The sequence below is a fragment of the Citrobacter sp. MNAZ 1397 genome (assembly GCF_023613995.1).
GTDB classification, from domain to species: domain Bacteria; phylum Pseudomonadota; class Gammaproteobacteria; order Enterobacterales; family Enterobacteriaceae; genus Phytobacter; species Phytobacter ursingii.
Map to the genome: position 1 here is coordinate 2,788,082 of NZ_JAKIVH010000001.1, position 24,972 is coordinate 2,813,053.

At 51.8% G+C, this 24,972-nt stretch carries 22 protein-coding genes; 20 read left to right on the top strand and 2 right to left on the bottom strand.

Going from position 1 to position 24,972, the window contains the following annotated elements; all coding sequences use genetic code 11:
* Window positions 1–11: 11 nt before the first annotated feature.
* Window positions 12–905 (bottom strand): LysR family transcriptional regulator, encoded by an 894-nt coding sequence (locus L2097_RS13120; RefSeq protein WP_085005698.1) that lies wholly within the window; start codon window positions 903–905, stop codon window positions 12–14.
* A 112-nt stretch (window positions 906–1,017) separates the two neighbouring features.
* On the opposite strand from L2097_RS13120, the gene L2097_RS13125 reads away from it, so the two are divergent.
* The 6 genes from L2097_RS13125 (at window position 1,018) to L2097_RS13150 (ending at window position 8,440) form a co-directional block, all read left to right on the top strand.
* The gene (locus L2097_RS13125; RefSeq protein ID WP_250352979.1) at window positions 1,018–2,163 is read left to right on the top strand and encodes a serine hydrolase domain-containing protein; all 1,146 of its coding nucleotides are present in this window, start codon (window positions 1,018–1,020) and stop codon (window positions 2,161–2,163) included.
* Entirely contained in the window at window positions 2,160–3,341 is a 1,182-nt protein-coding gene (locus tag L2097_RS13130) for an MFS transporter (protein WP_250352980.1), read from the top strand. The genes L2097_RS13125 and L2097_RS13130 overlap by 4 nt, the downstream gene beginning before the upstream one ends.
* A gap of 71 nt (window positions 3,342–3,412) precedes the next feature.
* Entirely contained in the window at window positions 3,413–4,333 is a 921-nt protein-coding gene (locus L2097_RS13135) for a LysR family transcriptional regulator (RefSeq protein ID WP_250352981.1), read from the top strand.
* Between the two features lie 108 nt (window positions 4,334–4,441).
* A complete protein-coding gene (locus L2097_RS13140; RefSeq protein WP_250352982.1) occupies window positions 4,442–5,635 on the top strand; it encodes an MFS transporter in 1,194 nt (397 codons plus the stop codon).
* Between the two features lie 24 nt (window positions 5,636–5,659).
* Window positions 5,660–6,679, top strand: a complete 1,020-nt coding sequence (locus L2097_RS13145; protein ID WP_250352983.1) for an NAD(P)H-quinone oxidoreductase — start codon at window positions 5,660–5,662, stop codon at window positions 6,677–6,679.
* A gap of 336 nt (window positions 6,680–7,015) precedes the next feature.
* A complete protein-coding gene (locus tag L2097_RS13150; RefSeq protein WP_250352984.1) occupies window positions 7,016–8,440 on the top strand; it encodes a methyl-accepting chemotaxis protein in 1,425 nt (474 codons plus the stop codon).
* A 155-nt stretch (window positions 8,441–8,595) separates the two neighbouring features.
* Here the strand turns inward: L2097_RS13150 and L2097_RS13155 are convergent, their stop codons facing one another.
* Window positions 8,596–9,522 (bottom strand): LysR family transcriptional regulator, encoded by a 927-nt coding sequence (locus tag L2097_RS13155; RefSeq protein ID WP_052249353.1) that lies wholly within the window; start codon window positions 9,520–9,522, stop codon window positions 8,596–8,598.
* Window positions 9,523–9,677: 155 nt separating this feature from the next.
* Here L2097_RS13155 and L2097_RS13160 point away from each other — a divergent pair, with 155 nt between their 5' ends.
* From L2097_RS13160 to L2097_RS25710, 14 genes are all read left to right on the top strand, one after another.
* Window positions 9,678–10,766, top strand: coding sequence for a 4-oxalomesaconate tautomerase (locus L2097_RS13160; protein ID WP_085005704.1), 1,089 nt, complete (start codon window positions 9,678–9,680; stop codon window positions 10,764–10,766).
* 94 nt (window positions 10,767–10,860) lie between these two features.
* Window positions 10,861–12,105, top strand: a complete 1,245-nt coding sequence (locus tag L2097_RS13165) for an MFS transporter (protein WP_142519363.1) — start codon at window positions 10,861–10,863, stop codon at window positions 12,103–12,105.
* Window positions 12,106–12,180: 75 nt separating this feature from the next.
* Window positions 12,181–13,044 (top strand): fumarylacetoacetate hydrolase family protein, encoded by an 864-nt coding sequence (locus L2097_RS13170; protein ID WP_085005706.1) that lies wholly within the window; start codon window positions 12,181–12,183, stop codon window positions 13,042–13,044.
* A 62-nt stretch (window positions 13,045–13,106) separates the two neighbouring features.
* Window positions 13,107–14,204: a [citrate (pro-3S)-lyase] ligase gene (citC, locus tag L2097_RS13175; RefSeq protein ID WP_250352985.1), complete on the top strand. Its 1,098-nt coding sequence runs from the start codon at window positions 13,107–13,109 to the stop codon at window positions 14,202–14,204.
* 1 nt (window position 14,205) lies between these two features.
* Window positions 14,206–14,499, top strand: coding sequence for a citrate lyase acyl carrier protein (citD, locus tag L2097_RS13180; protein WP_041852327.1), 294 nt, complete (start codon window positions 14,206–14,208; stop codon window positions 14,497–14,499).
* Entirely contained in the window at window positions 14,496–15,371 is an 876-nt protein-coding gene (gene citE, locus L2097_RS13185) for a citrate (pro-3S)-lyase subunit beta (protein WP_085005708.1), read from the top strand. The genes citD and citE overlap by 4 nt, the downstream gene beginning before the upstream one ends.
* A gap of 17 nt (window positions 15,372–15,388) precedes the next feature.
* Window positions 15,389–16,909, top strand: a complete 1,521-nt coding sequence (citF, locus tag L2097_RS13190) for a citrate lyase subunit alpha (RefSeq protein WP_250352986.1) — start codon at window positions 15,389–15,391, stop codon at window positions 16,907–16,909.
* Window positions 16,909–17,454 carry a citrate lyase holo-[acyl-carrier protein] synthase gene (gene citX, locus L2097_RS13195; protein WP_250352987.1) on the top strand — a complete coding sequence of 182 codons (546 nt, stop codon included), beginning with the start codon at window positions 16,909–16,911 and terminating at the stop codon, window positions 17,452–17,454. Before citF ends, citX begins: the two co-directional genes overlap by 1 nt.
* A complete protein-coding gene (gene citG / locus L2097_RS13200) occupies window positions 17,429–18,301 on the top strand; it encodes a triphosphoribosyl-dephospho-CoA synthase CitG (protein WP_250352988.1) in 873 nt (290 codons plus the stop codon). Before citX ends, citG begins: the two co-directional genes overlap by 26 nt.
* Window positions 18,302–18,333: 32 nt before the next feature.
* The gene (locus L2097_RS13205; protein ID WP_502799309.1) at window positions 18,334–18,897 is read left to right on the top strand and encodes an RBBP9/YdeN family alpha/beta hydrolase; all 564 of its coding nucleotides are present in this window, start codon (window positions 18,334–18,336) and stop codon (window positions 18,895–18,897) included.
* Window positions 18,898–18,960: 63 nt separating this feature from the next.
* A complete protein-coding gene (gene acnB / locus L2097_RS13210) occupies window positions 18,961–21,555 on the top strand; it encodes a bifunctional aconitate hydratase 2/2-methylisocitrate dehydratase (protein WP_250352990.1) in 2,595 nt (864 codons plus the stop codon).
* 142 nt (window positions 21,556–21,697) lie between these two features.
* Complete coding sequence (locus L2097_RS13215; RefSeq protein ID WP_250352991.1) at window positions 21,698–23,128, top strand: anion permease; 1,431 nt, start codon at window positions 21,698–21,700, stop codon at window positions 23,126–23,128.
* A gap of 578 nt (window positions 23,129–23,706) precedes the next feature.
* Window positions 23,707–24,846: a D-alanyl-lipoteichoic acid biosynthesis protein DltD gene (locus L2097_RS13220; protein WP_047371450.1), complete on the top strand. Its 1,140-nt coding sequence runs from the start codon at window positions 23,707–23,709 to the stop codon at window positions 24,844–24,846.
* Complete coding sequence (locus L2097_RS25710; protein WP_261802776.1) at window positions 24,843–24,965, top strand: hypothetical protein; 123 nt, start codon at window positions 24,843–24,845, stop codon at window positions 24,963–24,965. Before L2097_RS13220 ends, L2097_RS25710 begins: the two co-directional genes overlap by 4 nt.
* Window positions 24,966–24,972: the final 7 nt, after the last annotated feature.

A 24,972-nucleotide genomic window follows, 5' to 3' on the forward strand; every position in this document is an offset into this window, starting at 1 on the left:
GATAACGCAGTTTAGCCCGCCGGCGGAAAAAGCCGCGCGCTAAGAAAATCGATTAATGCGCGCAGCTTAGGCGAGGGATGTTTACTGGCAGGCCACAGCAGGTGCACCACCCCGGTGTGGCTGGCGTAATCGGATAAGATCTCTTGCAGCGCACCCTGCTCCAGCGCCTCGCGAATGGCAAAATCAGGCAGCCAGGCAATCCCCAGCCCGCGCAGCGCGAAGCAGACGCGGGTTTCAATGTTATTGCACACCATAGTCGCCGGAAGCGTGAGCTCGTTTTCCGCCTCATTACCACGCATCACCCAACGTTCCAGTTTGCCACTGGAGGGAAAACGGTATTGCAGACAGGCATGATGAGCGAGATCCGCAGGGCTTTGCGGTTCGCCGCAGCGAGCCAGATAATCCGGCGATGCGACGACAACCGTGCGAAACTGCCCCAGTTTGCGGGCCGAGAGGCGCGAGTCAGCAGGCGGTCCGATGCGCAGAACGGCGTCATAGCCCTCGGCAATCACATCCACCATGCGATCGGTAAATTCCAGATCCAGCTGGATCTGCGGGTACTGGCGCATAAAATCGCCCAGCACAGGTAACACCAGCGAGCCCACCAGCGGCAAGCTCAGCCGCAAACGTCCAACCGGGCGCTCCGCCGCCTGGGTGAGTTCCTGCTGTGCGGCCTCGATTTCAGCGAGGATGCGTCGGCTGCGCTCCAGCAGTAAATGCCCTTCTGCGGTCAGCGTGATGCTGCGCGTGCTTCGGTGAAACAGCCGCACGCCGAGCTTATCTTCCAGCCGGGCAATACTCTTCCCCACCGCCGAAGCCGATACGCCAAGATGACGCCCGGCGGCCACAAAGCTGCGCATTTCCGCCACCTGCACAAACACGACAAACCCGTTGAGACTGTCCATATGCCCTCGCCATTACGGACATTTATTTCCGTAGTGTCATGAAATATACCCCTCTTTTTCCGCAATCGCGAAACTTCTACTGTGAATACGTTGAAAACAGAGGAGAGAGCAAATGCAAGATTTCATTCAACGCGTTGTCCGTCAGGCACTGCATGAGCGCCGTCTGGTGGGCGTGGAAGTCATGGTCACACACCATGGGCAAACCATTTTTCACCAGGCGGCGGGCTATGCCGATCGGGAAACGCAGCGCCTGATGACGCTGAATACCCGTTTTCGTCTTGCGTCGGTCAGTAAACCCATTGTCACCACCGCCGCCATGGTGCTGGTGCAGCAGGGGAAATTGCATCTTGATGATGTCGTTACCCGCTACCTGCCTGAGTTCACCCCGTCATTGCCGGATGGCGGCCAGGCCACCATCACGCTGCGCCAGTTAATGAGCCACAGCGCCGGTCTCGGTTACCGCTTTCTCGAAGAGGATGCGAACGGTCCCTACGCCCGCGCGGGGGTTTCCGATGGGATGGATGCTTCCGGGGTAACGCTCAAGGAAAACGTCCGCCGTATCGCCACGGTTCCCCTGTTATATGCGCCGGGAACCGCCTGGTGCTATTCGCTGGCGATAGATGTGCTCGGCGCGGTCATTGAGCAGGTACAGGGGCAACCGCTGGATGCTGCGGTAAAAACGCTGGTCACCGGACCGCTGGCAATGCACAACACAGGCTTCGCGGTCTCACCGGGCCAGGTGGTGGCCACCGCCTACGTCAATGACCAGCCGGAGCCCCACCTTCTGCAGGAGGGCGAATTCGTTGCCCCCTTTGAGAACACCGTGGGTATCTGCTATAGCCCGTCACGAGTCTATAACAGCGAGGCGTACCCGTCGGGCGGCGCGGGAATGGTTGGCACGGTGAGTGATGTGATGCGCCTGCTTGAAACGTTGCGTAGCGGGGGCGGTTCTCTTCTGTCCCCCGAATGGGTGGCGGAAATGGGCCGCGTTCAGATTACGCCACATGCGCTTGCGGATGCCCCCGGCACAGGTTTTGGCCTGGGCTTTTCCGTTCTTCGCGATCCCCAACTGGCTGCCTCGCCGGAATCCCCGGGTACCTGGCGCTGGGGGGGGGCCTACGGTCATGCGTGGTTTGTTGATCGCGAGCGCGAACTCAGCGTGGTGGCCTTTAGCAATACACTGTACGAAGGCATGTCGGGACAGTTTGTCAATGATCTGCGCGATGCGGTCTACCACGGCTTGCGGGGGACGTTATGACACGCGCGCAACGTCTGCCCCTCTTGCCGCTGCTGGCGCTGGGGATGGCGGCATTTGTCACTATTGTCACCGAAACGCTACCCGCCGGGTTACTGACGCGAATGGCCCACGATCTTGCTATCACGCCAGCGGCGGCCGGGCAAAGCGTGACGGTTTATGCCGTCGGCTCGTTTATTGCCGCTATTCCGCTTATGTCGTTACTGCAGGGATGGCGCCGCCGCCGACTGCTGTTGTTAACGCTTGCGGGATTTACGCTGGCGAATACCGTCACCGCCTTTGCCAGCAATTATGGGTTGCTGCTCGCCGCACGCGGTATCGCGGGTATCGCGGCCGGCATTCTGTGGGCGCTGCTGGCCGGTTTCGCCGCCTCGATGGCCCCCGCCCATAAAAAGGGACAAGCGATCGCGATTGCCATGGCGGGCACGCCGCTGGCCCTCTCCATCGGTGTGCCCATCGGGACCTTCGTTGGCAACCTGATTGGCTGGCGGCTCTGCTTTGCGATGCTAAGCGTAATGTCGCTGTTGTTGATGATCATTTTACGCCTGAGCGCCCCGGATCATGCCGCGCCACCGGTACCGCAACGCTTGTCGCTGCGCCGCGTCGCTCAGCTACCCGGCGTCGGTCGCGTACTGCTGTTGGTGCTCAGTTTCGTGCTGGCGCATAACCTGCTCTATACCTATATTTCGCCGTTCCTGGCCCCGGCAGGGTTAGCGGCAAGAACAGATGCCGCCCTGCTGCTGTTTGGGCTTTGCTCGCTGGCAAGTATCGCGGTAACAGGGATGCTGATTGACCGCTATCTGTACGGACTCACCGTGCTGAGCGTTGGCCTGTTTATACTGGCCGCCCTGCTGCTGCAACTGAATGCCACCCGTGCGTCAACGGTCTGGGCGGCGGTGATCTTTTGGGGACTGGCCTTTGGCGGCGCCGCTACGCTGTTTCAGACCGCGATGGTGATCCGCGCGAAAGAGGCAACGGATATCGCACAGTCGATGCTGGTAACAGTGTGGAACCTGGCGATCGCAGGCGGCGGCATACTGGGCGGCATTGTATTAGAACGGGTCGGCACGCAGGGTTTCACGCCGTTACTGCTGTTGTTACTGGCCATAGCCATGTGGATGGCGTGGTCTGCGGGCAAAAACGCAGAAGTTTGTGCACAGCAACACTCCCCGGAACGGTAACGCAACGAGCAGATCGGCACACAGCGTGTTATGTTGTGCGCATTGTGAATAATTTTGCGAAACGCGCAAAGATGATAACGCCCAATTTTGCCGAGTATCTCTCTGTCTTCGCCGATGTCGTGCGCAGCGGCAGCTTTTCCGCTGCCGCGCGTAAACGTGCGCAGACCCCGTCTGCCGTGGTGCGGCAAATTGATGCTCTGGAACATGAGCTGGGCGTTGCGTTATTCATTCGCTCAACGCGCTCACTGACGCTGACAGATTCGGGGCAAAAGCTGTACCAGCGGGCGTTGCGCCTGCTGGATGAACTGGCAGATGTTCACGCGGAGGTGTCGGCATTTGATATTTCCGTGTCCGGCACCCTGCGCATCGCGTGCCTGCCCTCTTTCGGCAAGCGGTACGTTCTGCCGGTCATCGCTGCGCTGGAAGCCGAACACCCGGCGCTGCGTGTTGAACTCGATCTCACTGAAAGGCTTTATAATCCGGTCACAGAGCGGCTGGACGTGATGATTCGTATGGGCGATCTGCCGGACAGCACGCTTATCGCCACGACGCTCGCGCCGCTGACGCGCCTGCTGGTGGCAAGCCCCGCCTACCTTGCGCGTGCAGGCCAGCCGGTCAGTACCCGCGAACTGGTCACGCACCGCCTGCTCGATAAACTGCACGGCAGCGACCTGCTGGGATGGAAAGAGATACCCGATTTTTCGCACAGCGATGCGCAACGTTCAGGGGGGGTTTTTCGCTGCGATGATTTTGAAGCCTTACGCAGCGCGGCACTGGCGGGCATGGGCATCGCCTTCCTGCCCACCTGGATTGTCGGCCAGGATGTGAAAGCGGGCACACTCACGCGTCTTTCGCTGGACGCGGAACCCTGGAATGCCACCCCGTCGCGCATTCACCTACTGCGCGCGCTGCCGCAGCCCGGCGCCAAAGTGCGCGCTTTTAATGCGGCGCTTTGCCAGGCCATCGGTACACCGCCTGTCTGGGAGCCCTGACCTTCATCTTTGCATAATACGCAAAGATGTTGCGTCTGAAACGGCGTTATCATCCTGCATCGTGCCAGATAGAGTGGTGACAACTCTTGATACGGGATTGATGTCACCATGGTTACCTCTTCTTCATCGTCAACGCCGCTTTCTGCCGCCACTGTTTTTCTGATGGCTCTGGCCTGCGCTTTTGCTGTCTCAACGCTTTATTACAATCAGCCGCTACTCGCCAGCATGGGAGCAAGCTTCGGGCGATCCGATGCGCAGGCGGGCCAGATTGCCATGTTGACGCAACTCGGTTACGCCAGCGGCCTGTTCCTGCTGGTCCCGCTCGGCGATCGCGTCGACCGTAAACGACTCATCATCGCGCTGCTGGCATGCAATATGGTCAGCCTGCTTGCGGTGGCCATCGCCCCCAATTTTAATCTGTTAAAACTTGCCAGCTTCGCCGTCGGCGCCAGTGCCGTGAGCGCGCAAATTATTATCCCTACGATGTCGGGCCTGGCCGATCCCAGCCTGCGTGGGCGAGTCGTGGGAACGCTGTTGAGCGGCCTCTCGGCAGGTTTACTGTTTGCCCGCACCTTAAGTGGTTTTGTCGGTGCCAGCGAGGGCTGGCGTATGATGTTTTTCATTGCCGTCGCCATTGATGTACTGGTTATGGCGGTGATTATTCTTCGCTTCCCGTCTACCGGGCAGGCCACATCGCTCCCCTATACCGCCTTACTGTGTTCACTGTGGACGCTATTTAAAGGTGAACCCACCGTTCGTGCCGCTTGCGTTACCGGATTTCTGATGTTTGCCGCCTTCTCCGCATTATGGTCTACGCTCGCTATGTTGATGGCGCGTCCGCCCTATGACTTTGGCCCCGGCGCCGTGGGCGCATTTGGCTTCGTCGGCATTGCCGGTTTGCTGGCCTCCCCGGCGATTGGCCGGATGGTCGACCGTGTGGGCTCCGGTAAGATGCTTTTCGCCGGCGCATTGCTGTTGGCAGCGGCTTTTGCGCTGGTGGGCGTCAGTGCTTCACATCTGTGGTTACTTATCGTGGCGATGGCGATGATCGATATCGGTAACCGTGCGGGTCTGGTGGCGAATCAGAGTCGCATTACCGCGCTTTCGGCCACCGCGCGCAGCCGCCTTAATACCCTGTTTATGACCAGCTATTTTCTTGGCGGTGCAACGGGAACGGCGGTTGCGGCCACCACATCGGCGTCACTCGGCTGGCACGGGCTGGCGCTGACCGGGGCACTCTTTGCACTTACGGCGCTGTGCGCCCATCTTTTAATCAGTACATCAACGCCGTCGCATCGCTAAAAACGCGCCGACAGAGGAGAAAATATGTCTGAACAAACGAACGTCATCCCCGAAACAATGACTGCCATCGAGATTACCGAACCCGGCGGCCCGGAGGTTCTACAAGCAACAACACGCCCGGTACCGCGCCCCAAAGAGAATGAAGTGTTGATTCAGATTGCCGCAGCAGGTGTTAACGGACCTGATGTCATGCAACGCAAAGGGCAATATGCACCGCCGCCGGGCGCCTCGGATATACCCGGTCTGGAAGTCTCCGGCGTGATCGTGGCAGTCGGTAGCAAAGTACAACGCGTCAAACCAGGCGATCATGTGGCCGCGCTGATCCCGGGCGGTGGTTATGCGCAATACTGCGTAGCGGATGAAATCAATGTTCTGCCATTGCCGTGCGAGCTTAGCCTGACCGAAGCCGCTGCCTTACCTGAAACGTTTATGACGGTCTGGCTCAATATGTTCCAGCGCGGTCAGTTTAAAGCTGGCGATATTATCCTGATTCATGGGGGCGCATCCGGTATTGGCACGACAGCAACCATGCTGGCAAAAGCCTTTTGCGCCGCAAAAATCATCACCACGGTCGGTTCAGAAGCGCATCGTCAGGCCAGCCTGAAACTGGGGGCGGATGTCGCCATCTTGTATAAAGAGGAAGACTTCGTGGATGCTGTTCATCGTGAAACCGACGGGCATGGCGCGGATATTATTCTCGACATCGTGGCCGGGGATTACGTTGCCCGCAATTATGCCGCTGCCGCGATGAACGGTCGCATCGTGCAGATTGGCGTGATTGGTGGCGTGGCTAAAGAGGTCAATTTGTTCCCTATGCTCAGCAAACGGCTCACCCATCTGGGCTCCACACTGCGTTCACGTACGCCAGAGGAAAAAGCAGAATTAATTGATGCCCTCAGCAAAAATGTGTTGCCGTTAATTGAAACCGGGTCGGTGAAACCGCAAGTCTTTAAAACCTTTCCTCTGACACAGGCGAGCGAAGCACACCGGATGCTCGATGCCAGTGCGCATATCGGGAAAGTGGTGCTCGTGACGGAGCAGTAAACGCAGCGGCGGTGTCTGGCCATGAGGCAGACATCGCCTGCACCTTTCGCCGGAAGCCGCCCTCGTCACCACGGTAAAGGCTATCGTTGAGCAAGGAATAAACGATTAAAGTTTGTACGTTTCGCATATTCTTATAAAAAACAAAGGACATTTTGCGTCCTGGGCTTTGGAAGCAAAATGTATATAGTTTCTTTGCAAAATTATTTATTCCCCCCCTGTATTTATTTATCAACGCTCCTGTTAGACTCCAATTAAATCGCACACTATAAAATATCGAGCGATTTACATTGCGTGCCGTTTACGCTTTAAGCCACCTCTCTAAAACAGAGTGCGACTATGAACTCTTTAAAAAACTTCACCATCCGCCGCGTTGTGCTATGCATTCTCCTCACGGCATTTGCACTTATCACCGCGACCGGCGGTTATGCCGCTTACACAGCTCACAACATGAACAACTACGCCGAACAGAGTGCGGCGCAAACACAACAGGCCCTTTTCCTCGCTCACGCCACCCTGGTTTTACAACATGGCTCAGACGCTGAGAAACAGGCGCTCAAAAATGAAATCCCCGCAGGCCAGGAGTGGGCATCTCTGTCCCAGGCGTTGTCGGGTACCTCCGCTAACTGGGAAACGGAAGCCACGGCGCGAATTAAAGACCTGACACAGCATTCCGTTTTCGACAGTGCCCTGAATTCGTCTGACGATAAGCGACTGAATGTGGTGCTGCTCATCGCGCTGTTTGCCATCGGCGGGCTGGTACTGTTCTGCGACTGTTATCTGGTCATCCACCTGGTAAAACCGGTTGGCGATATTCGCTCTTACTTCCATACCATTGCGCAGGGTGATCTGACCCGTGAGCCAAAAGATATTGGGCGAAACTGTGTCGGACAGATGATTCCTCTGGTGCGTGAAATGCAGCATAGCCTGCTCAAGACGGTCACCGCGATCAGCGAAAACAGCGACGCGCTGCATCGCGAAGCGAGTGAGATTGCCGCAGGGAACAGCGAGCTTGCAGATCGGACCACGCGGCAGGCGGCATCTCTGGAGCAGGCGGCAACGAGTATGGAAGAGTTAACCTCGACGGTAAGCCATAACGCCGATAACGCCCGCCAGGTTCGCGATCTGTCAGTCACAACCGCACACACGACGGAAAAAGCCAGCGAACTGGTCGAGAATCTCGCCAGCACCATGAGCCGTATCGCGGACGGGTCTGAACAGATTCGCCAGTTCACCTCAACCATCAATAGCATTGCTTTCCAGACCAATATCCTTGCGCTTAACGCTGCGGTAGAAGCGGCGCGAGCCGGTGAACAGGGGCGTGGCTTTGCTGTCGTGGCAACGGAAGTGCGTTCCCTCGCCCAGCGTAGCGCAACGGCCGCACGTGAAATCGAGTCCCTGATAAAATCAGCCATCGTTTCGGTGCATGAGGGCAAAGAGATTACTGAGGCTGCAGGCACTGCCATGTCAGAGGTGAAAGTGAATGTCACCAGCGTGAATACGCTTATCGGTGAGATAGCGCTGGCCTCCGATGAACAAAGTAAGGGGATTTCACAGCTCAACCATGCGGTGGCGGAACTGGACCGGGCGACACAGCAGAATGCCGGGCTTGTTCAACAGGTTACGACTTCAGCCAATAACCTCAACGCCAGAACCGAAATCCTGAATGAGGTGGTCAGCCACTTCACGCTCCCTGGCACCGTCGTTCGGCGAGAAAGCGCCAGCGCTGATTTTACAAGGAAGCTCATACCCGCCAGGGCATAATGAGCGATACCCACGCAGAAGAACGATCTTAATCGTCAATAGCATAACGGACACCTCAGTACATGTTGCATAACACTGAGGTGTCCGTTACGCGTAAGCGCCTGACAGACCCACTTTCCAGATCTCCTCATGCCCGATAGTCAGTCTCCTTGAGCTTAATGACTGAATTTGCCAATCCAGGGGCTGGTTTTATCCTGCGACCACAGTTTCATCAACATCTCGCGAAATTTCTCAGCCGCGGGGCTCAACGAATCTCCCCTTCTTAAAACCAGGCCGAGTGTTCTTCTGATAACGGGTTCGATAAGAGGGCGGCTGACCAGTACATGATGCTCATCGGTAGGCATTGCCAGGCTGGGGACAACCGCAACCCCCAGGCCCGCTTCCACCATCCCGAGCGAGGTTGAGAGATGTCTCACTTCGTAAAACCAGTTCGGCTGCCAGTCGAATCCTTCGAGGGCCTGGTCAATCAGGAGTCGGTTGCCGCTCGATTTACGCACCCCGATGAGCCGCAGTCCGGCCAGGTCTTCCCACATCACCAGCGATTTTTTGGCGAGTTCATGATCGCGTTTGCAGGCAAGGACAAAAGGCTCATTCACCAGTGGGGTAAACTCGATATTTGGATGTGTGATGTTTATCATATTTATGCCGAAATCTGCGTCGCCATTAAGCACAGCTTCGAGGCAGTCGCTGGCACTATGCTCAAGAATGCGGATGCGAATATTCGGGTAATGTTCATTGTAATCACGGATAACAGAGGGCAAGAAATAGAACGCGGCGGTAGGTAAACAGGAGAGCGTAATGACCCCTGTTTGATGCGTTGCCATCTCTTTGATGCTGAGAATCGAGCTTTCATAAAAATCGATGAGATTCTTTGCCTTAGGCAGGAAATCTCGCCCCACGGCAGTCAGTTTTACTCGCCGGGTCGACCGTTCAAATAACGTTGTACCCAGGCTCTCTTCCAGCTTTTTTATTCTCCTTGTTAAGGCGGGCTGGGAGATGTGTAAAAATTGTGACGCCCTTGTGAAACAGCCAATTTCCGCAATCTTAACAAAAGCTTGAATACCCTGTAATTCATGCTGCATGTTTATTCCCCCACGTTTACCCCGATAGCAGACCATCGTAACCGACAGCTTATTAATGTGTAAAACGCATTAATCCTTCGTTTTTTGACATTAGAGTTATTTATCAGCATGTGGGACGCTTACTGCATCATTTAACATGTGGAAAGAGAAAACCTATGTTCAACATACCTTGCGTACTGATGCGCGGCGGTACCTCAAAGGGACCCGTTATTCTGGCAAGCGATCTGCCCGCTGACGTTCAGGAACGTGACGCTGTTCTGCTGTCTCTGATGGGGGCAGGCCATGAGCTGGAAATTGATGGTATCGGTGGCGGTAGCCCGCAAACCAGTAAAGTGGCGATTGTGAGCCGGTCAGAAAGCCCGGATGCGGATATTGACTATCTGTTTGCCCAGGTTATGGTGAAAGAGCGCCGTGTTGATACCACGCCAAACTGCGGAAATATGTTATGTGCAGTCGGCCCCTTCGCCATCGAAAAAGGACTGGTTGCGGCAAAAAACCCTGTGACCACCGTCCGCATCCGCAATCTCAACACGGGAACCTTTGTTGACGCCGAAGTGCAAACGCCGGATTTCAAGGTGTGCTATGAAGGCGATACGCAAATCGATGGTGTGCCAGGGGCTGCGGCTCCGGTCGGTTTAACGTTCCTCAACTCTGCTGGCTGTAAAACCGGTAAATTACTCCCGACCGGTAACACAACGGATCGCTTTGAGGGTGTGGAAGTCACCTGCATTGATATGGCGATGCCGATGATCTTAATCGATGCCCATCAGATGGATAAAACCGGTGGTGAATCTCCGGCAGAACTGGAAGCCGACCTGGCGTTTATGCAACGCCTGGAAAAAATCCGTCTTAAGGCTGGCGAGGCTATGGGTTTTGGCGATGTGACCGACAAAGTTATTCCTAAACCTGTGCTTCTCAGCAAACCCACGGCGGGTGGCACAATTAAGGTTCGCTATTTCATGCCGCATAACTGCCATAAGTCACTGGCTATTACCGGCTCTATTGGGATTTCAACAGCCACGATCATTGAAGGATCTGTTGCCCAGAAAATCATTAGCGATCAACCGAAAGATACGTTTACCAATATTGTAAATATCGAACACCCAAGTGGTAAAATTACAGTCTCATTATTAAAAGACGGAAATAAAATAGAAAACACCCGTGCTGCTGTAATCAGAACAACACGTAAATTGTTTGAGGGCAGTGTTTATGTTCCGCAAGTCGCTTTAGCGGAAGTTATCTGAACATCGGCCAGCCTTTTAAAATCTTTACCGATTAATACCTTTAGTCTCTCATGGCTAAGAAGCTCTGTACCAGAAAGATAATGTCGAGGATATTATGGCTACAACGAACGTTAAAAATATTTCAGGTGGTTCCGGCGATGTAACAGCGAGTCAATACATCCGTGTAATATTTGCTTTAGCACTGTCAGGTTTGGCTGAACTAGCATCTTTATTTTTCATCCAGCCTTTGTTACCTGTACTCGCGGTTGAATATGATGTTCCCGTCAGCCAGGTCAGTATTATTCTTTCCGCAGAAACTGCCCTGCTTGCGATTGGTTTGTTGTTCACGGGTACGCTTTCCGATCATTATGGTCGTAAGCGCCTGATTATTGTCTCCTTATTACTGGGCGGATTACTCACCATTCTTTGTCCGTTGGTCCAGTCATGGGCGATGCTGGTGGCGTTACGTGCCGTTATTGGGCTGGCCCTGAGCGGTATTGCCGCTGCGGCAACCGCGTACATTAGCGAAGAAGTGGCCCCTGTCGTTGCAGGCGTCGTCACCGGCTATTTTGTGTTTGGCAACTCAATGGGCGGAATGTCGGGCCGTATCGTGGCCAGTCAGTTGATTGAACACATCTCTATAAACACTATTTTCTATGGTTTTGCGGCAAGTCTGATTGTTGTTGCCGTACTGGTTTACTTTATTCTGCCTGCCTCTAAAAACTTCAAGCCGACGGAAACGCTGAATGTATTTCGTGTCGTGAAGGGTGCAGCTTCGCATTTTCAAAATAAAAAAATCGCACTGGCATTCGTTATTAGCTTTATCATTTTTGGTACCTTCACCTCGCTCTACAATTACCTGGCATTTTTCCTTAAAGGCGAGCCGTTCCATATTTCCCCTGCCAACGCCGGGCTGCTCTCATTTAGCTTTGCATTAAGCTTTTTCACGGCGCCGCAGGCCGGTCGGTTCTCCGCTAAATATGGCAGCATGAATGTGCTTCGCGTGTTGTTCGCCATCATGTCTCTGGGGATGTTGCTGACATTAACCTCGAACGTCATCACCTTCATCATGGGTGCTGTCATCTTCACCGCATGCTTCTTCGGTTGCCATTCCATCGGTCTGAGCTGGGTAAGTAAAAACGCCACCCATGCCCGCGGACAGGCCGTCGCCCTCTATTTGTTCTTCTACTACATGGGCGGCTCAGTGATTGGATTCCTGAACGGTTTCGTCTTCCACTCAACCGGCTGGGCAGGCATGACCGCATTCATTATTGCGTTGCTGGTACTGGGCATGATTGTCGCAACACATCTTGCCTCAGGCGCGAAAGCAAATCTGGTGCCTGCAGAAACATCAAAATAACCGCCATCGATCTACCACTCACGCCATTACCTGGCGTGAGTAAATAAAGTTTAAAAGCCAGAATTAGGTGTCATTATGAAACTTGCAAGTTACATTCATCACGGTCGCAAAAGTTACGGTATTTATACCGAAGCAGGCATTATCGATCTTGGTCAAAAAATTGGTCAGCAATATCCAACATTGAAAGATCTCCTGCAATGGGATGCTCTCGATGTCGCACAGCAATATGTTGATTACCCGGCGGACATTACAGATAAAGATATTACGTTCTTACCGGTTATTGAGGAACCCGGGAAAATTTTTTGCGTGGGAATGAACTATGCAGAAAAAAGAAAGGAGTTCGCCGAAACCAACAATGCACCAACATTATTTATTCGCTTCCCGGATTCACAGACGGGTCATGCACGACCGGTAATCAAACCGAATCTGACTGAGGAATTTGATTACGAAGGCGAACTGGCCGTGATCATCGGAAAAGCGGGCGAGAACATTCATCGCCAGGATGCTTTAAACCATGTCGCAGGCTATAGCTGTTACATGGACGGTTCGGTTCGCGACTGGCAGCACGCATGGTTTACTGCGGGTAAGAACTGGCGTCAGACCGGCGCTTTCGGTCCCTACATGACCACCGTTGATGAAATCCCGGATCCGCACGCATTATCTATTCAGACATGGCTGAATGGCATGCTGGTGCAAAATGATTCCACGGCCAGCATGATTCACAAAGTCGCCGATCTCATTTCTTATATCAGCACATTCACGATGCTTAGCCCTGGCGATGTCATTATTACAGGTTCACCTGGTGGTGTCGGTAAAAAACGCAATCCTCCTTTGTTCATGCACGAAGGTGATTGTGTCGAAGTCGCCATCGAAAAATTAGGCAGACTGACCAATACCATTGTCGAGTCAACGTCGCCAGCCAACTCATTTTCTATTTAATTAGCTCGTCATAACACAGACATAATTCAGTATTGATGAACACCAGGTCAGGAGAAATTTAGATGTATGCCGAAGAAAAGCTAGAATTCGACACTGTTGAAACTAGCAACGGTGTTCTCAAAGACGAGATTATCCGTTTTCTGCAAAGTAATGGATTAGGAATAGATGATGATGTCGGGCAATTCGTTATTGCACGTTCAGGCAAAGAATTAATTGCCTGTGCTGGACTTGCGGGCAATACATTAAAATGTATTGCCGTGCATATTGAATGGCGCGGCACATCGCTGGGATTACAGTTGATTCGTGAAGCGGAAAACCTGGCAAACCAAAATGGCGATCATCATCTGTTCCTTTTAACCTGCCCTGATAATGTTAAATCTTTCCGGGGCTGTGGCTTTTTTCCTTTAGCCACCCTTGATGGCAAAGCCGCGTTAATGGAAAACACTCCGGTGGGGATCCACCGTTACTGTAAGAAACTTCGCGCAGATTTTTTCATCCCGGCGGCCAATATTGGCGGTATCGTCATGAATGCGAACCCGTTCACGTCAGGGCACCAGTTCCTTATCGAGCAGGCCGCCTGTGCGTGTGACTGGCTGCATGTGTTCGTTGTGGAGGAAAACGTCTCTCAGTTCTCCTTTCATGATCGCCTTGCAATGGTACGTGACGGGGTAAAACATCTCTCTAATGTAACGGTACATCCGGGTTCCAGATACATTATTTCACGCGGCACTTTTCCCAGCTATTTCTTAAAAGAGAAACAGGTGGTGAATGATGTCTATTCCGCAATCGATTTGATTATATTTCGACGTTATATTGCGCCCTCACTGGGAATTACCCATCGTTTCGTTGGTACTGAGCCATATTGTAAAGTTACAGCCCAGTATAACCAGGCGATGCACCACTGGCTTGAAGACGAATTAGTTATTCCCTCTCCGGCCATTAAAGTGCATGAAATCGACAGAAAAACTGATGAGAATAATTATCCAATATCAGCATCAGCTGTTCGCGCCCTTTTGAACAAAAACAAACTGTCAGTTGCAAGAAATATGGTGCCCGACAGTACCATGCCTTACTTATACAACTGGCTGAAAGTAAATCACCCTGACTTGCCGGAACAACATCTGGCAGGGAATCTTATAAGTATTAGCGTAGGACTCTGACATGAAAATTATACAGGCAGCTCTGGCGGGCACGCTGGAATCGAGCGACCTAATGGTGAAAGTTAGCCCTTCTGATAGCGGGCTGGATATTGTTATTAATAGTGAAGTGATGAAGCAATTTGGCGAGCAAATTACTCAGGTCGTCAAAGAAACGTTAGCCGCATTCAATGTCACGCACGGGCAAATCATCGTTGATGATAAAGGTGCGCTGGATTGTGTTATTCGCTCCCGGATGCAAGTCGCGATCATGCGAGGAACCTGTAGCGATGAGATTAACTGGGAGAAATTACAATGAAAAAATTACGCCGCAGTATGCTTTTCTTACCGGGCTCAAGCGCTTCTATGTTATCGACCGCTTTTATTTATAAACCAGATTCGATCATGTTTGACCTTGAAGACGCCGTGTCTTTAAGGGAGAAAGACAGCGCACGCATATTGGTTTTCAATGCCCTCCAGCACCCTATGTATAAAGATATCGAAACGGTGGTGCGCATTAACCCGCTGAACACCCCCTTTGGATTAAAAGACCTTGAGGCGGCGGTACGCGCCGGGGTAGATGTTATTCGCTTGCCGAAAACAGATACGCCAGAAGATATTCACCAGCTTGAACGTGAAATTGTGCGTATTGAGGAAAGCTGTGGCCGTGAGGTTGGCTCCACACAGGTGATGGCAGCGATTGAGTCTGCGATTGGCGTCATCAATGCTGTGGCCATTGCCCGCTCTTCAGAGCGCCTGATGGGTATTGCATTAGCCGCATTCGACTATGTGATGGATATGCAAACAGAACGCGGAGACGGTACAGAGCTGTTTTACGCGCGTTGTGCCGTTCTCCATGCGGCGCGTGCTGCAGGTATTGATGCGTTTGACGTTGTCTATGGCGATGTGAACGATGAAGAAGGCTTCCTGAAAGAGGTGGATTTAATTCGTCGCATGGGCTTCAACGGTAAATCTTTGATTAATCCACGGCAAATTGAATTGCTTCATAACGCCTATGCGCCAACCCAGGAAGAGGTTGATTATGCAGAACGCGTTATTGCTGCTGCCGAAGAGGGTGAACGCAGTGGGCTGGGTGTCATTTCTCTGAATGGCAAAATGATCGATGCGCCAATCATCAATCACGCCAGGGTCGTTCTTGAGAGAAGAAATGCATCAGGCATTCGCCACTAACCGTCGGGATAATAAAGATGAGCAAATTAATCGAAGCTTTACAAGAACAGGTCGGGCAGGCAAAAGAATATGTAGCGTTTACCCATGCCAATGCAACAACCCCCTACCTGGCAGATGTCAGACAAAAGCACCAGCGTAAACTTTGCGACAGTCTGGATGAGATTGTCGACCGCTGCGAATTACGTGATGGGATGACGATTTCATTTCATCATGCCTTTCGTGAAGGCGATAAAGTTATCAATCTTGTCGTCGATAAACTCGCGTCATTGGGACTGAAAAATATCACCCTGGCGTCCAGTTCATTAATGACCTGCAACGCCCCCTTAATTCAGCATATCCGTAACGGTGTCATTACGAAGATTTATACCTCCGGCATGCGCGGGGAATTAGCCGATGCAATTTCGCATGGTCTGATGGCGCAACCAGTAGAAATTCATTCACACGGCGGTCGCGTTAATCTTATCCAGAAAGGTGAAATTAATATTGATGTCGCCTTCCTGGCCGTCTCATGTGCCGATGAATATGGCAATGCAAGTGGTAGCGGCGGTAAATCACTCTGTGGCTCGCTCGGATATGCGATGGTGGACGCGCAGTACGCTAAACGCGTGGTACTGCTGACTGAATCTATCGAGCCCTTCCCTTATATGCCCGCAAGCATTGTTCAGGACCAGGTCGATTACATCGTAAAAATTGACAGCGTTGGCGACCCGGCAAAAATCAGCGTCGGCGCAGCCCGCGTAACCAGCAACCCTCGTGAGTTGATGATCGCCCGCTCCGCTGCGGATGTGGTCGAGCACTCTGGTTACTTCGAACAGGGTTTTTCCATTCAGACCGGTTCTGGCGCTGCATCAACGGCCTGTACGCGCTTTTTAGAATCGCGCATGAAAAAGAAAAACATTACGGCGAGTTTTGCCTTAGGCGGCATCACCGGCAGTATTGTGGATCTTCATGAAAAAGGGTTGATCGCCAAACTGCTCGATACCCAGAGTTTTGACGGCGCTGCCGCGGCCTCTCTGGCCAGAAACCCCGATCATGTTGAAATCTCAACGAACGTCTACGCGAATCCGTCATCCAAAGCGGCATGCTGTGACCAGGTCGATATTGTTATTTTAAGCGCCCTTGAAATCGATACCGCTTTCAACGTTAACGTGCTGACAGGCTCAGATGGCGTGATGCGCGGCGCTTCCGGCGGTCACTGTGATGTTGCGGCGGCTGCAAACCTGACGGTGGTGGTGGCACCGCTTATCCGTAGCCGAATTCCAACGGTGGTGAAGCAAGTAACAACCTGCGTGACGCCGGGTGAAAGTATTGATGTTCTGGTTACCGATCACGGTATTGCCGTAAATCCTTCACGCCCTGAAATTCATCAGCGGTTAGTGGCTGCCGGGTTACCGGTAGTGAGTATTGAGGATTTACATCAGCGAGCGCTGGAAATCTGCGGCCATCCAAAAGCCATCGAATTTACCGCCAAAATCGTGGGCATTGTTCGTTACCGCGATGGAAGCGTCATTGATGTCGTCCGGCAGGTAAAAGAGTAATGAACGCGATGGCAGACGCATCGTGCTCACCCGTTTCATTAGCGCAACTATTAGCGTCCAGAGAAACCCGTGCAGCGCAACAACAGCATTGGTTAACGTGCTGGGGGCAGACGCTCATCTCAACGACCCTGGTCTGGCCCGGCGACGTAAAAGACACGCCTGTTTCCAGGGCCGTAATGGGGGTCGCGAATGAGGCCCTCTCCGGGCTCATTCTCGCTAATGGCTGGGAAATCATCCGGCACGATGCTCGCCAGCTTGTCACCGGACCAGAGTCATTCTGGTCCGTAAACGCGCCCGCGTTGCTGGTCAAAAAGGCCACCGTTCTCCTTGAGGAGCATCATCCTCTGGGCCGGTTGTGGGATATCGATGTGTTTTGCCCGGATAGCGGTTTATTGAGCCGCAACGCCGTCGGTGAAAATAAAAGACGTTGCTTCATCTGTGATGAACCCGCACATGTCTGTTCACGTATGCGGCGCCATTCGCTTCTTTCGCTGCAAACTGTCATGGAGGCGAGGATTAATGACTATTTCTGCCATCAGGAATGAACCGTGGGTTGAGGGGCTCAATGTTGCTGAGCTTGCCGCGGAAGCGATGTACCGCGAAGTGATTTTGACCCCCAAACCGGGGCTGGTAGACCGTCACAATAATGGCTCGCATACGGACATGAATATGAAGCTTTTTATGTCCAGTATTGCGGCTATTGCCCCGTGGTTTGCGTTGTTTGTCTCCAAAGGGATGCAGACAGCCAGGCAAGAGCCCGAACAGACACTGCGGGCTATCCGCCCTATCGGTCTTGCGTGCGAGCAGGCGATGTTCCGCGCGACGGGGGGGATCAACACCCACAAGGGGGGAATATTTTCGCTTGGCCTGCTTTGTTCTGCCGCCGGGCGTCTGCAAGGCAAGGGGGAGGAGCTCAACCGCAGCGCGCTCTGCCTTGAAATCAGTGCCATCTGCGCCGGTATGGTGAGCCGTGAGTTGAAACAACATGGCGATGCGAAGACCAAAGGTGAGCAATTGTTTCGGGATCATGGCTTCACGGGGGCCCGTGGTGAAGCTGAAAGCGGATTTATGACGGTAAGACGCTACGGATTACCCGTATGGGAAAAAGCCATAGCGTCGGGTTATTCGCCAGAAGAGGCGTTACTGCGGGTTTTGCTTTCATTCATTGCGCATAATCCTGACACCAATATCCTCTCGCGAGGCGGCCTCACGGGGTTGCGCTATGCCAGACGATATGCGTCCAGACTCATGGGTATTAAAAATCTTACCGGCAACAGATTCAGGCAGGCTCTTTTTAATATGGACAATGCGTTTATCGCCCGTAATTTAAGCCCGGGAGGAAGCGCGGATCTTCTGGCCGTAACCTGGCTTCTTTCCCGTTTTCCAGCCTGAGGGCGGAAAACGAAAGATAGATGGAATTTACCATGACAATATCGCGCCTGTTAGCACTGGATAATTCTTTCACCACGATTCTGGTTCCGGGATTGAGGGATAGTGACGAGTACCACTGGCAAACCTGCTGGGCACGCCATTTGCCTCACTGGAAAAGAATAAGCCAACGAAACTGGATCCAGCCGGATATTGAAAACTGGTGCGCCGCTATCCGCAGGGAATTAACCACTTGCACGTTACCCGTTATTTTAATTGGTCATAGCTTTGGTGCCCTTGCGTCCTGGTATCAGGTTCAACGCCAGGCTTCAAATATTGTCGGAATTGTTATGGTCGCACCGGCTGAACCTTCCTGTTTTGAACTTGAAGAAATCGTCACCGCGTCAAAACTGAACGTCCCGGGCATCGTCTTTGCCAGTCGTAATGACCCGCTGATGTCATTCAACCGTGCGGTATTCTGGTCTGACTGCTGGGGATGTGAGCTTATCGACATGGGTGATGCTGGTCATATTAATTCGGAATCAGGGTTTGGTGAATGGAATTATGGCCTTGAGAGAATAGCTGAATTTGAAGAAAGGCTATTAAAAATAGCAACATGATTATTTGATGTAAAAAACACCATAGCACATTTTTAATTTCCTATCATAAGGTCAGGATATTTTATGTTTGAAGAATATAAGAAGCATGTCGCTGAGCGCGCAAAAAATGGAATCCCGGCAAAACCATTAACCGCTCAACAGGTCAGCGAATTAATTACCCTCCTCGAAAATAAACAGTGCGAGGAGCGCGAAGTTTTAATCAATCTGTTAATTAACCAGGTTTCTCCCGGCGTTGATGCTGCGGCGAAAGTGAAAGCAGAATTCCTTGACCGAATTATCAAAACAAAAACAAGTGAATTCGGCATTACGCCAGAGGACGCTATCACCACTCTGGGTACCATGCAGGGTGGCTATAATATTCAGCCTCTCATTGATTCATTGGAAGATACTGAACTGGCTCAGTTAGCGGCTAATCAACTGAGTCATACTATTCTTATCTTTGAAAAGTTTAACGATATCGAGCAAAAAGCCCGTAACGGGAATGTGCATGCAAAAGCGGTTATTGCGTCATGGGCGAATGCCGAGTGGTTTACCGAACGCGCTACGCTTGATGAAAAAATGACGTTGACGGTTTTCAAAGTACCCGGTGAGACCAACACTGATGACCTTTCACCGGCCCCTGAGGCGTGGTCGCGCCCGGATATTCCCCTGCATGCGCTCTCGATGTTGAGTTCTCCGAGAGAAGGCGTGAACCCTGACCAACCCGGGCAATACGGTCCGCTCTCCCGGATACAAGAATTAAAAGCCCGGCAGTATCCGCTTGCTTACGTCGGCGATGTGGTGGGTACCGGCTCTTCCCGAAAATCTGCGACAAACTCCATCCTCTGGCATATCGGAAAGGATATTCCCTTCGTACCCAATAAACGCAGTGGGGGCGTTGTCTTGGGTGGAAAAATTGCGCCTATCTTTTTCAATACGCTGGAGGACTCCGGCGCATTACCTGTTGAAGTGGATGTCTCCGGTTTGTCCACCGGGATGCTGATTGATCTTTATCCGTACAAGGGAGAAATTCGCAACCATCACGATCAGACGCTTATTACCTCATTCCGCCTGAAAACAGAAGTCTTGCTCGATGAAGTCCAGGCGGGGGGGCGCATTCCATTGATCATTGGCCGCAGTTTAACGGCAAGAGCCCGGGCGTCTTTAGGCCTGCCGGCAACGTCCATTTTCAGGAAAGCTAAAGCGCCTGCGCCATCTTCTGCCGGGTTTACGCTGGCGCAAAAGATGGTGGGCAGGGCATGCGGCGTTGAAGGTATTCGTCCTGGGCAATATTGTGAACCTAAAATCACCACCGTCGGGTCGCAGGATACAACCGGCGGGATGACACGCGATGAACTGACGGACCTTGCATGCTTAGGGTTTTCTGCCGACCTGGTCATGCAGTCGTTTTGCCACACGTCAGCCTATCCAAAACCTGTCGACGTGAATTTGCATGAAACGCTGCCTCAGTTCATCACCAGCAGAAAAGGCGTGGCGCTGAAACCCGGCGACGGAATTATCCACTCATGGCTTAACCGCATGCTGGTTCCTGACACGGTGGGTACCGGTGCGGATTCACATACGCGCTTTCCCTTAGGGATCTCATTTCCGGGCGGCTCCGGGCTGGTTGCGTTTGCCGCCGCAACGGGGATCATGCCGCTTGATATGCCAGAATCTGTGCTGGTCCGCTTTAAGGGTGAAATGCAAAAAGGCATCACTCTTCGCGATTTGGTGCACGCGATCCCGTACTACGCCATTAAACAAGGGTTACTGACCACCGAGAAGAAAAACAAACGCAATATTTTTTCTGGTCGCATTCTGGAAATCGAAGGTTTACAGATGTTGAAGGCTGAGCAGGCCTTTGAACTGGCGGATGCGTCCGCAGAGCGCTCAGCGGCGGCCTGTGTCCTGCGACTCGAAGAAGAGAACGTTGCCGAATATCTGCGTTCCAATGCCACATTGCTACGCTGGATGATTAGCCAGGGCTATCAGCACGCACCAACCCTTGAAAAACGCATTGCAGAGATCGAAGCATGGCTGGCGAATCCATCATTACTCAGCGCTGATGAAAATGCCGAGTACGCCGCCATTATTGACATCGATCTGGCTGAAATTACCGAGCCGATTGTTTGCGCGCCCAATGACCCGGACGACGCCCGTTTACTGTCCGAAGTCGCGCGGACGCCGGTACAAGAAGTGTTCATTGGTTCCTGCATGACAAACATTGGTCACTTCCGGGCCGCCGGAAAATTGCTGGCGGAGGCAAAAGAGATCCCTGCCCGCCTGTGGATTGCGCCACCCACCAAAATGGATGCCCAACAGCTCTCAAACGAGGGCTATTTTAATAAATTCATCCGATCCGGCGCACGGATTGAACCGGCTGGCTGCTCACTTTGTATGGGTAACCAGGCCCGGGTCAAAGAAGGCAGCAGCGTTGTCTCAACGTCAACCCGCAATTTCCCGCACCGTCTTGGTACCGATGCAAACGTCTTCCTGGCGTCGGCTGAACTCAGTGCGATTGCGGCCATGCTGGGGAAAATGCCGACGGTTGAGCAATACCACTGGCATATGGACAAAATCAATGCCGCACGTGAAGAGACGTATCGTTACTTAAATTTCGATGCGCTGAGTGAGTATCAGTTACCGGAAAAGCATCGAATTGACGTTATAACGATTTAATCGTCGCAACAACATGCCTGATTATATCCCTGGGTATGTCTCTCACCTCTAATTAACTGTTTATTTTTTTGAATCGGCAGAGGTCTCATTTCCAAATGAGGCCTCTGATATTATCAAAGGAATGGAACACGGATTAATTAAAATGAACACAAGGTTATCAAAAATAGTATTCCTGATTTTAATTATATGCCTTTCATTAATGACACCGCCTCCTGATGGTCTTTACAAAGAGGCCTGGATACTGGCCAGTATTTATCTTGCGGCTATCATCGGCCTGGTGAGTAAACCTTACCCTGAGCCTGTTATTATCATCGCAGCACTTGCCGCTTCTTGTATTGCCATCACTCACTTTAGCGGTTCAACAATTAAGCCACTCGACGTTTTAAATGGTTATTCTTCCGGGACAACCTGGCTGGTATTCAGTGCATTCACACTCAGTGCCGCTTTTGTATCAACGGGGTTAGGGAAGCGCCTGGCGTACTGGTTTATCTATCAGTTTGGCGGTACCACGCTTGGGCTGGGTTATGTCACCGTATTGCTGGATTTGATCCTTTCCCCTGCCACTCCCTCTAACACAGCGCGCGGCGGCGGTATCGTCTTTCCGATTATCAACAGCATTGCCCTGGCGTTAAATTCAACACCAAAAGAAAGCCCCTGCAAAGCAGGTCGCTATCTCATGGTGAATATCTATATGGTTACAAAAACCACCAGCTATATGTTTTTAACGGCATTTACCGGTAATGCGCTGGCACTACAGTTAATTTCAGATGTCTTCCATATCCATATCAGCTGGACAGGATGGGCACTTGCCGGCGCGCCGCTTGGCTTAATCATGCTTTCGGTCATTCCTTATATAACGTACAAAGTAACGAAGCCAGAGTTAAAGAAAATCAATAATAAAGAGATTGCGTTAAAAGGTTTAAACGAAATAGGCGCTATGAATCGTCGTGAAAAAGGGCTGATAGCCATATTCATCCTGGCTCTGCTGGGATGGATTTTCTCACGGCAACTGGGACTCAATGAATGCTCTGTGGCTATCATTGCCATGGCATCAGCACTGCTGTTTAATGTGATTTGTTGGGACGATGTGTTAAAAAGTAAGGGAGGATGGAATACGCTCATCTGGTATGGTGGAATAATCGGGTTGAGTGGCGTGCTTAGCAAAGCTGGCTTTTTTAGCTGGCTGGCGAAGTTCCTCTCTGAAAATATTTCGCATATGCATTTCGGAAGCAACGTTATTATTTTTATTGTGTTCCTCAGTATTGTAATTCGTTATTTATTTGCCTCTGGCGGGGCTTATGTTGCTGCCATGGTTCCTGTATTTGCAACACTAGGTCTGGTTACGGGCGCCGATCCGATAATCCTTTCATTAGCCATTTTATTTTCTAACTCATACGGTGGCTGTATTACCCATTATGGCGGCGCGGCAGGCCCCATTATTTTTGCCGCCGGCTATAACGATATAAAATCCTGGTGGCTAACCGGTACGATTGTCGCGCTATTCACGTTTATTACTCATATTGTCGTTGGGTTCCCCTGGTGGGAATACTTAAAAGCGAATGGATTGCTCTAATGAGAAGCGAGTAATACCTCTGCTTTTGTGTTGTTGATGTTTTATCGTTCTGGTGTATCGGATGGCACAGGGTCTTCTCTGTCACGTCTGCTATCGGCGGGTTGCTGACCGCACACTGGATGCGCTCGGGTCGTCCTGCGGCTCATAAAGGCCACGTTTTTATCTGGATCGCCGTCCTGTACTCGTGAGCCCCTGCCGCGCCACCCTGTCCGCTCTTCTCCCGGCGCGGACAGGGTGGTTTGTCGCATCATTTAAAACCGCATCACAGACGGGCCGGTTCAGTTTGCCGGCCCTTTATCGTGGTTGATTACCACTCGCAGTAAGCCTGGAGAAGTCAGTGCCAGCAACCCTCTTTCTTCATCAATGCCGCGCTTATTATTAACACGCTAACGCTGTACATACCGTTACACAGCAATGCTCATCTTTTCAGATGCACCTGGTATAGAATGTCAAAGATGATAGATTGGAATAAAGTCCAAATACCCATTGTGTCAATTGTTGTCTATTTGTTGTAACGCTAAGAATCAACAAATTTTAAACAAGTTAATGTCATGTAGTCTTACTTTTTTATAATGATAATGAAAATCAAAAATACTCTCTGCCTACATATCCTGATGGCTCTCCTCGCCATCCTGGTCCTGAGCGTTCACCCGGTGGTGACGAGCTTTGATCCGCCGCTTAAATTCCAGCCGATGATTAAATCGATGGAAGGCACACCAAAAGAGCAAGCAGAAAAAATAGCCACCATTTCCCATGCATTACAAGGGAATGCGATTTTCTTTATCGGAGCGTCAGAAGTTTCTACTTCCGAAAATGAACATTACGCTGCCTATAATTACTTCAATAAGCAATTGCACAGACCTTTAGTGGCATATGGCGATAGTTATGTCGACGACGTCACACAATTTTTACTGTTCTCCCGTTTTAAAGACAGCCTTAACGCAAACAGTAAAGTGGTGTTGCTCCTTGCCCCGGATAGCTTTTATTCAAACGGGCTTCCGCCAGCAATCTTTGCGGATAATTTCCCGGCTTCAATTTTCGATCCATTAATGAAAGATAAGCAGGCTCGTCCTTTGCTGGTCAATTACTTAAAGCATATTGAAGCGGACGATATCAGCCATTTGAGTTTTGGCGAAATGGCCATTTATGGCTGGCATCCTGACCTGATCTGGGAAGAGGTGAGCTATCAGTTTGCCAACTTCTGCACAATGATAAAAAACGACTGGCTGGACCTGCTCAATATTGAGCCACAGCCTGCCGCACAACCCTGGCCCGCACAGCCTGCCAGCATAACGATGCCCGACTGGGATCAAGAGCTGGCTAATGCCCGCGAGCTGAACAAAGCGCGCAAACAAAGTGCAGCCACAATGTGGATGGATAAGACGGTCTATGAGGCCGGGGATACCCCCGAGCAGTGGGATGACACACCTGTTGTACCGAATCAAATCGACGTTTTCCGCGCGACCATCAAGCTTTTGAAAGAGCGTCATGTCCAGGTGATTGCGATTGTTGACCCGATTAACCCGTGGGCGCTAACGAATACCAATACCTTTCAGCCGGTTGACAAGCAAATTCAGGCGATCCTGACCGAAAACCAGGTGCCTTATTTAGATATGTATGCGATGCCGTATCAAAACGGCTGGAACTGGGATCGTCTGCACCCATCAGAAATTGCATGGGTACCTATGGTTCGCTTTATCGCGGAGAACTTTAAATGATGAAAACCGCCATTCGCCTGTTTGTCCTTTATCTCCTGCTGGCGATAACGATTGTCGCGTGGACCTCCGTGGATGACAGCATGAGTTTGCAATTGCATTTTGAATATCAAAAGTTCTGAGGACGAA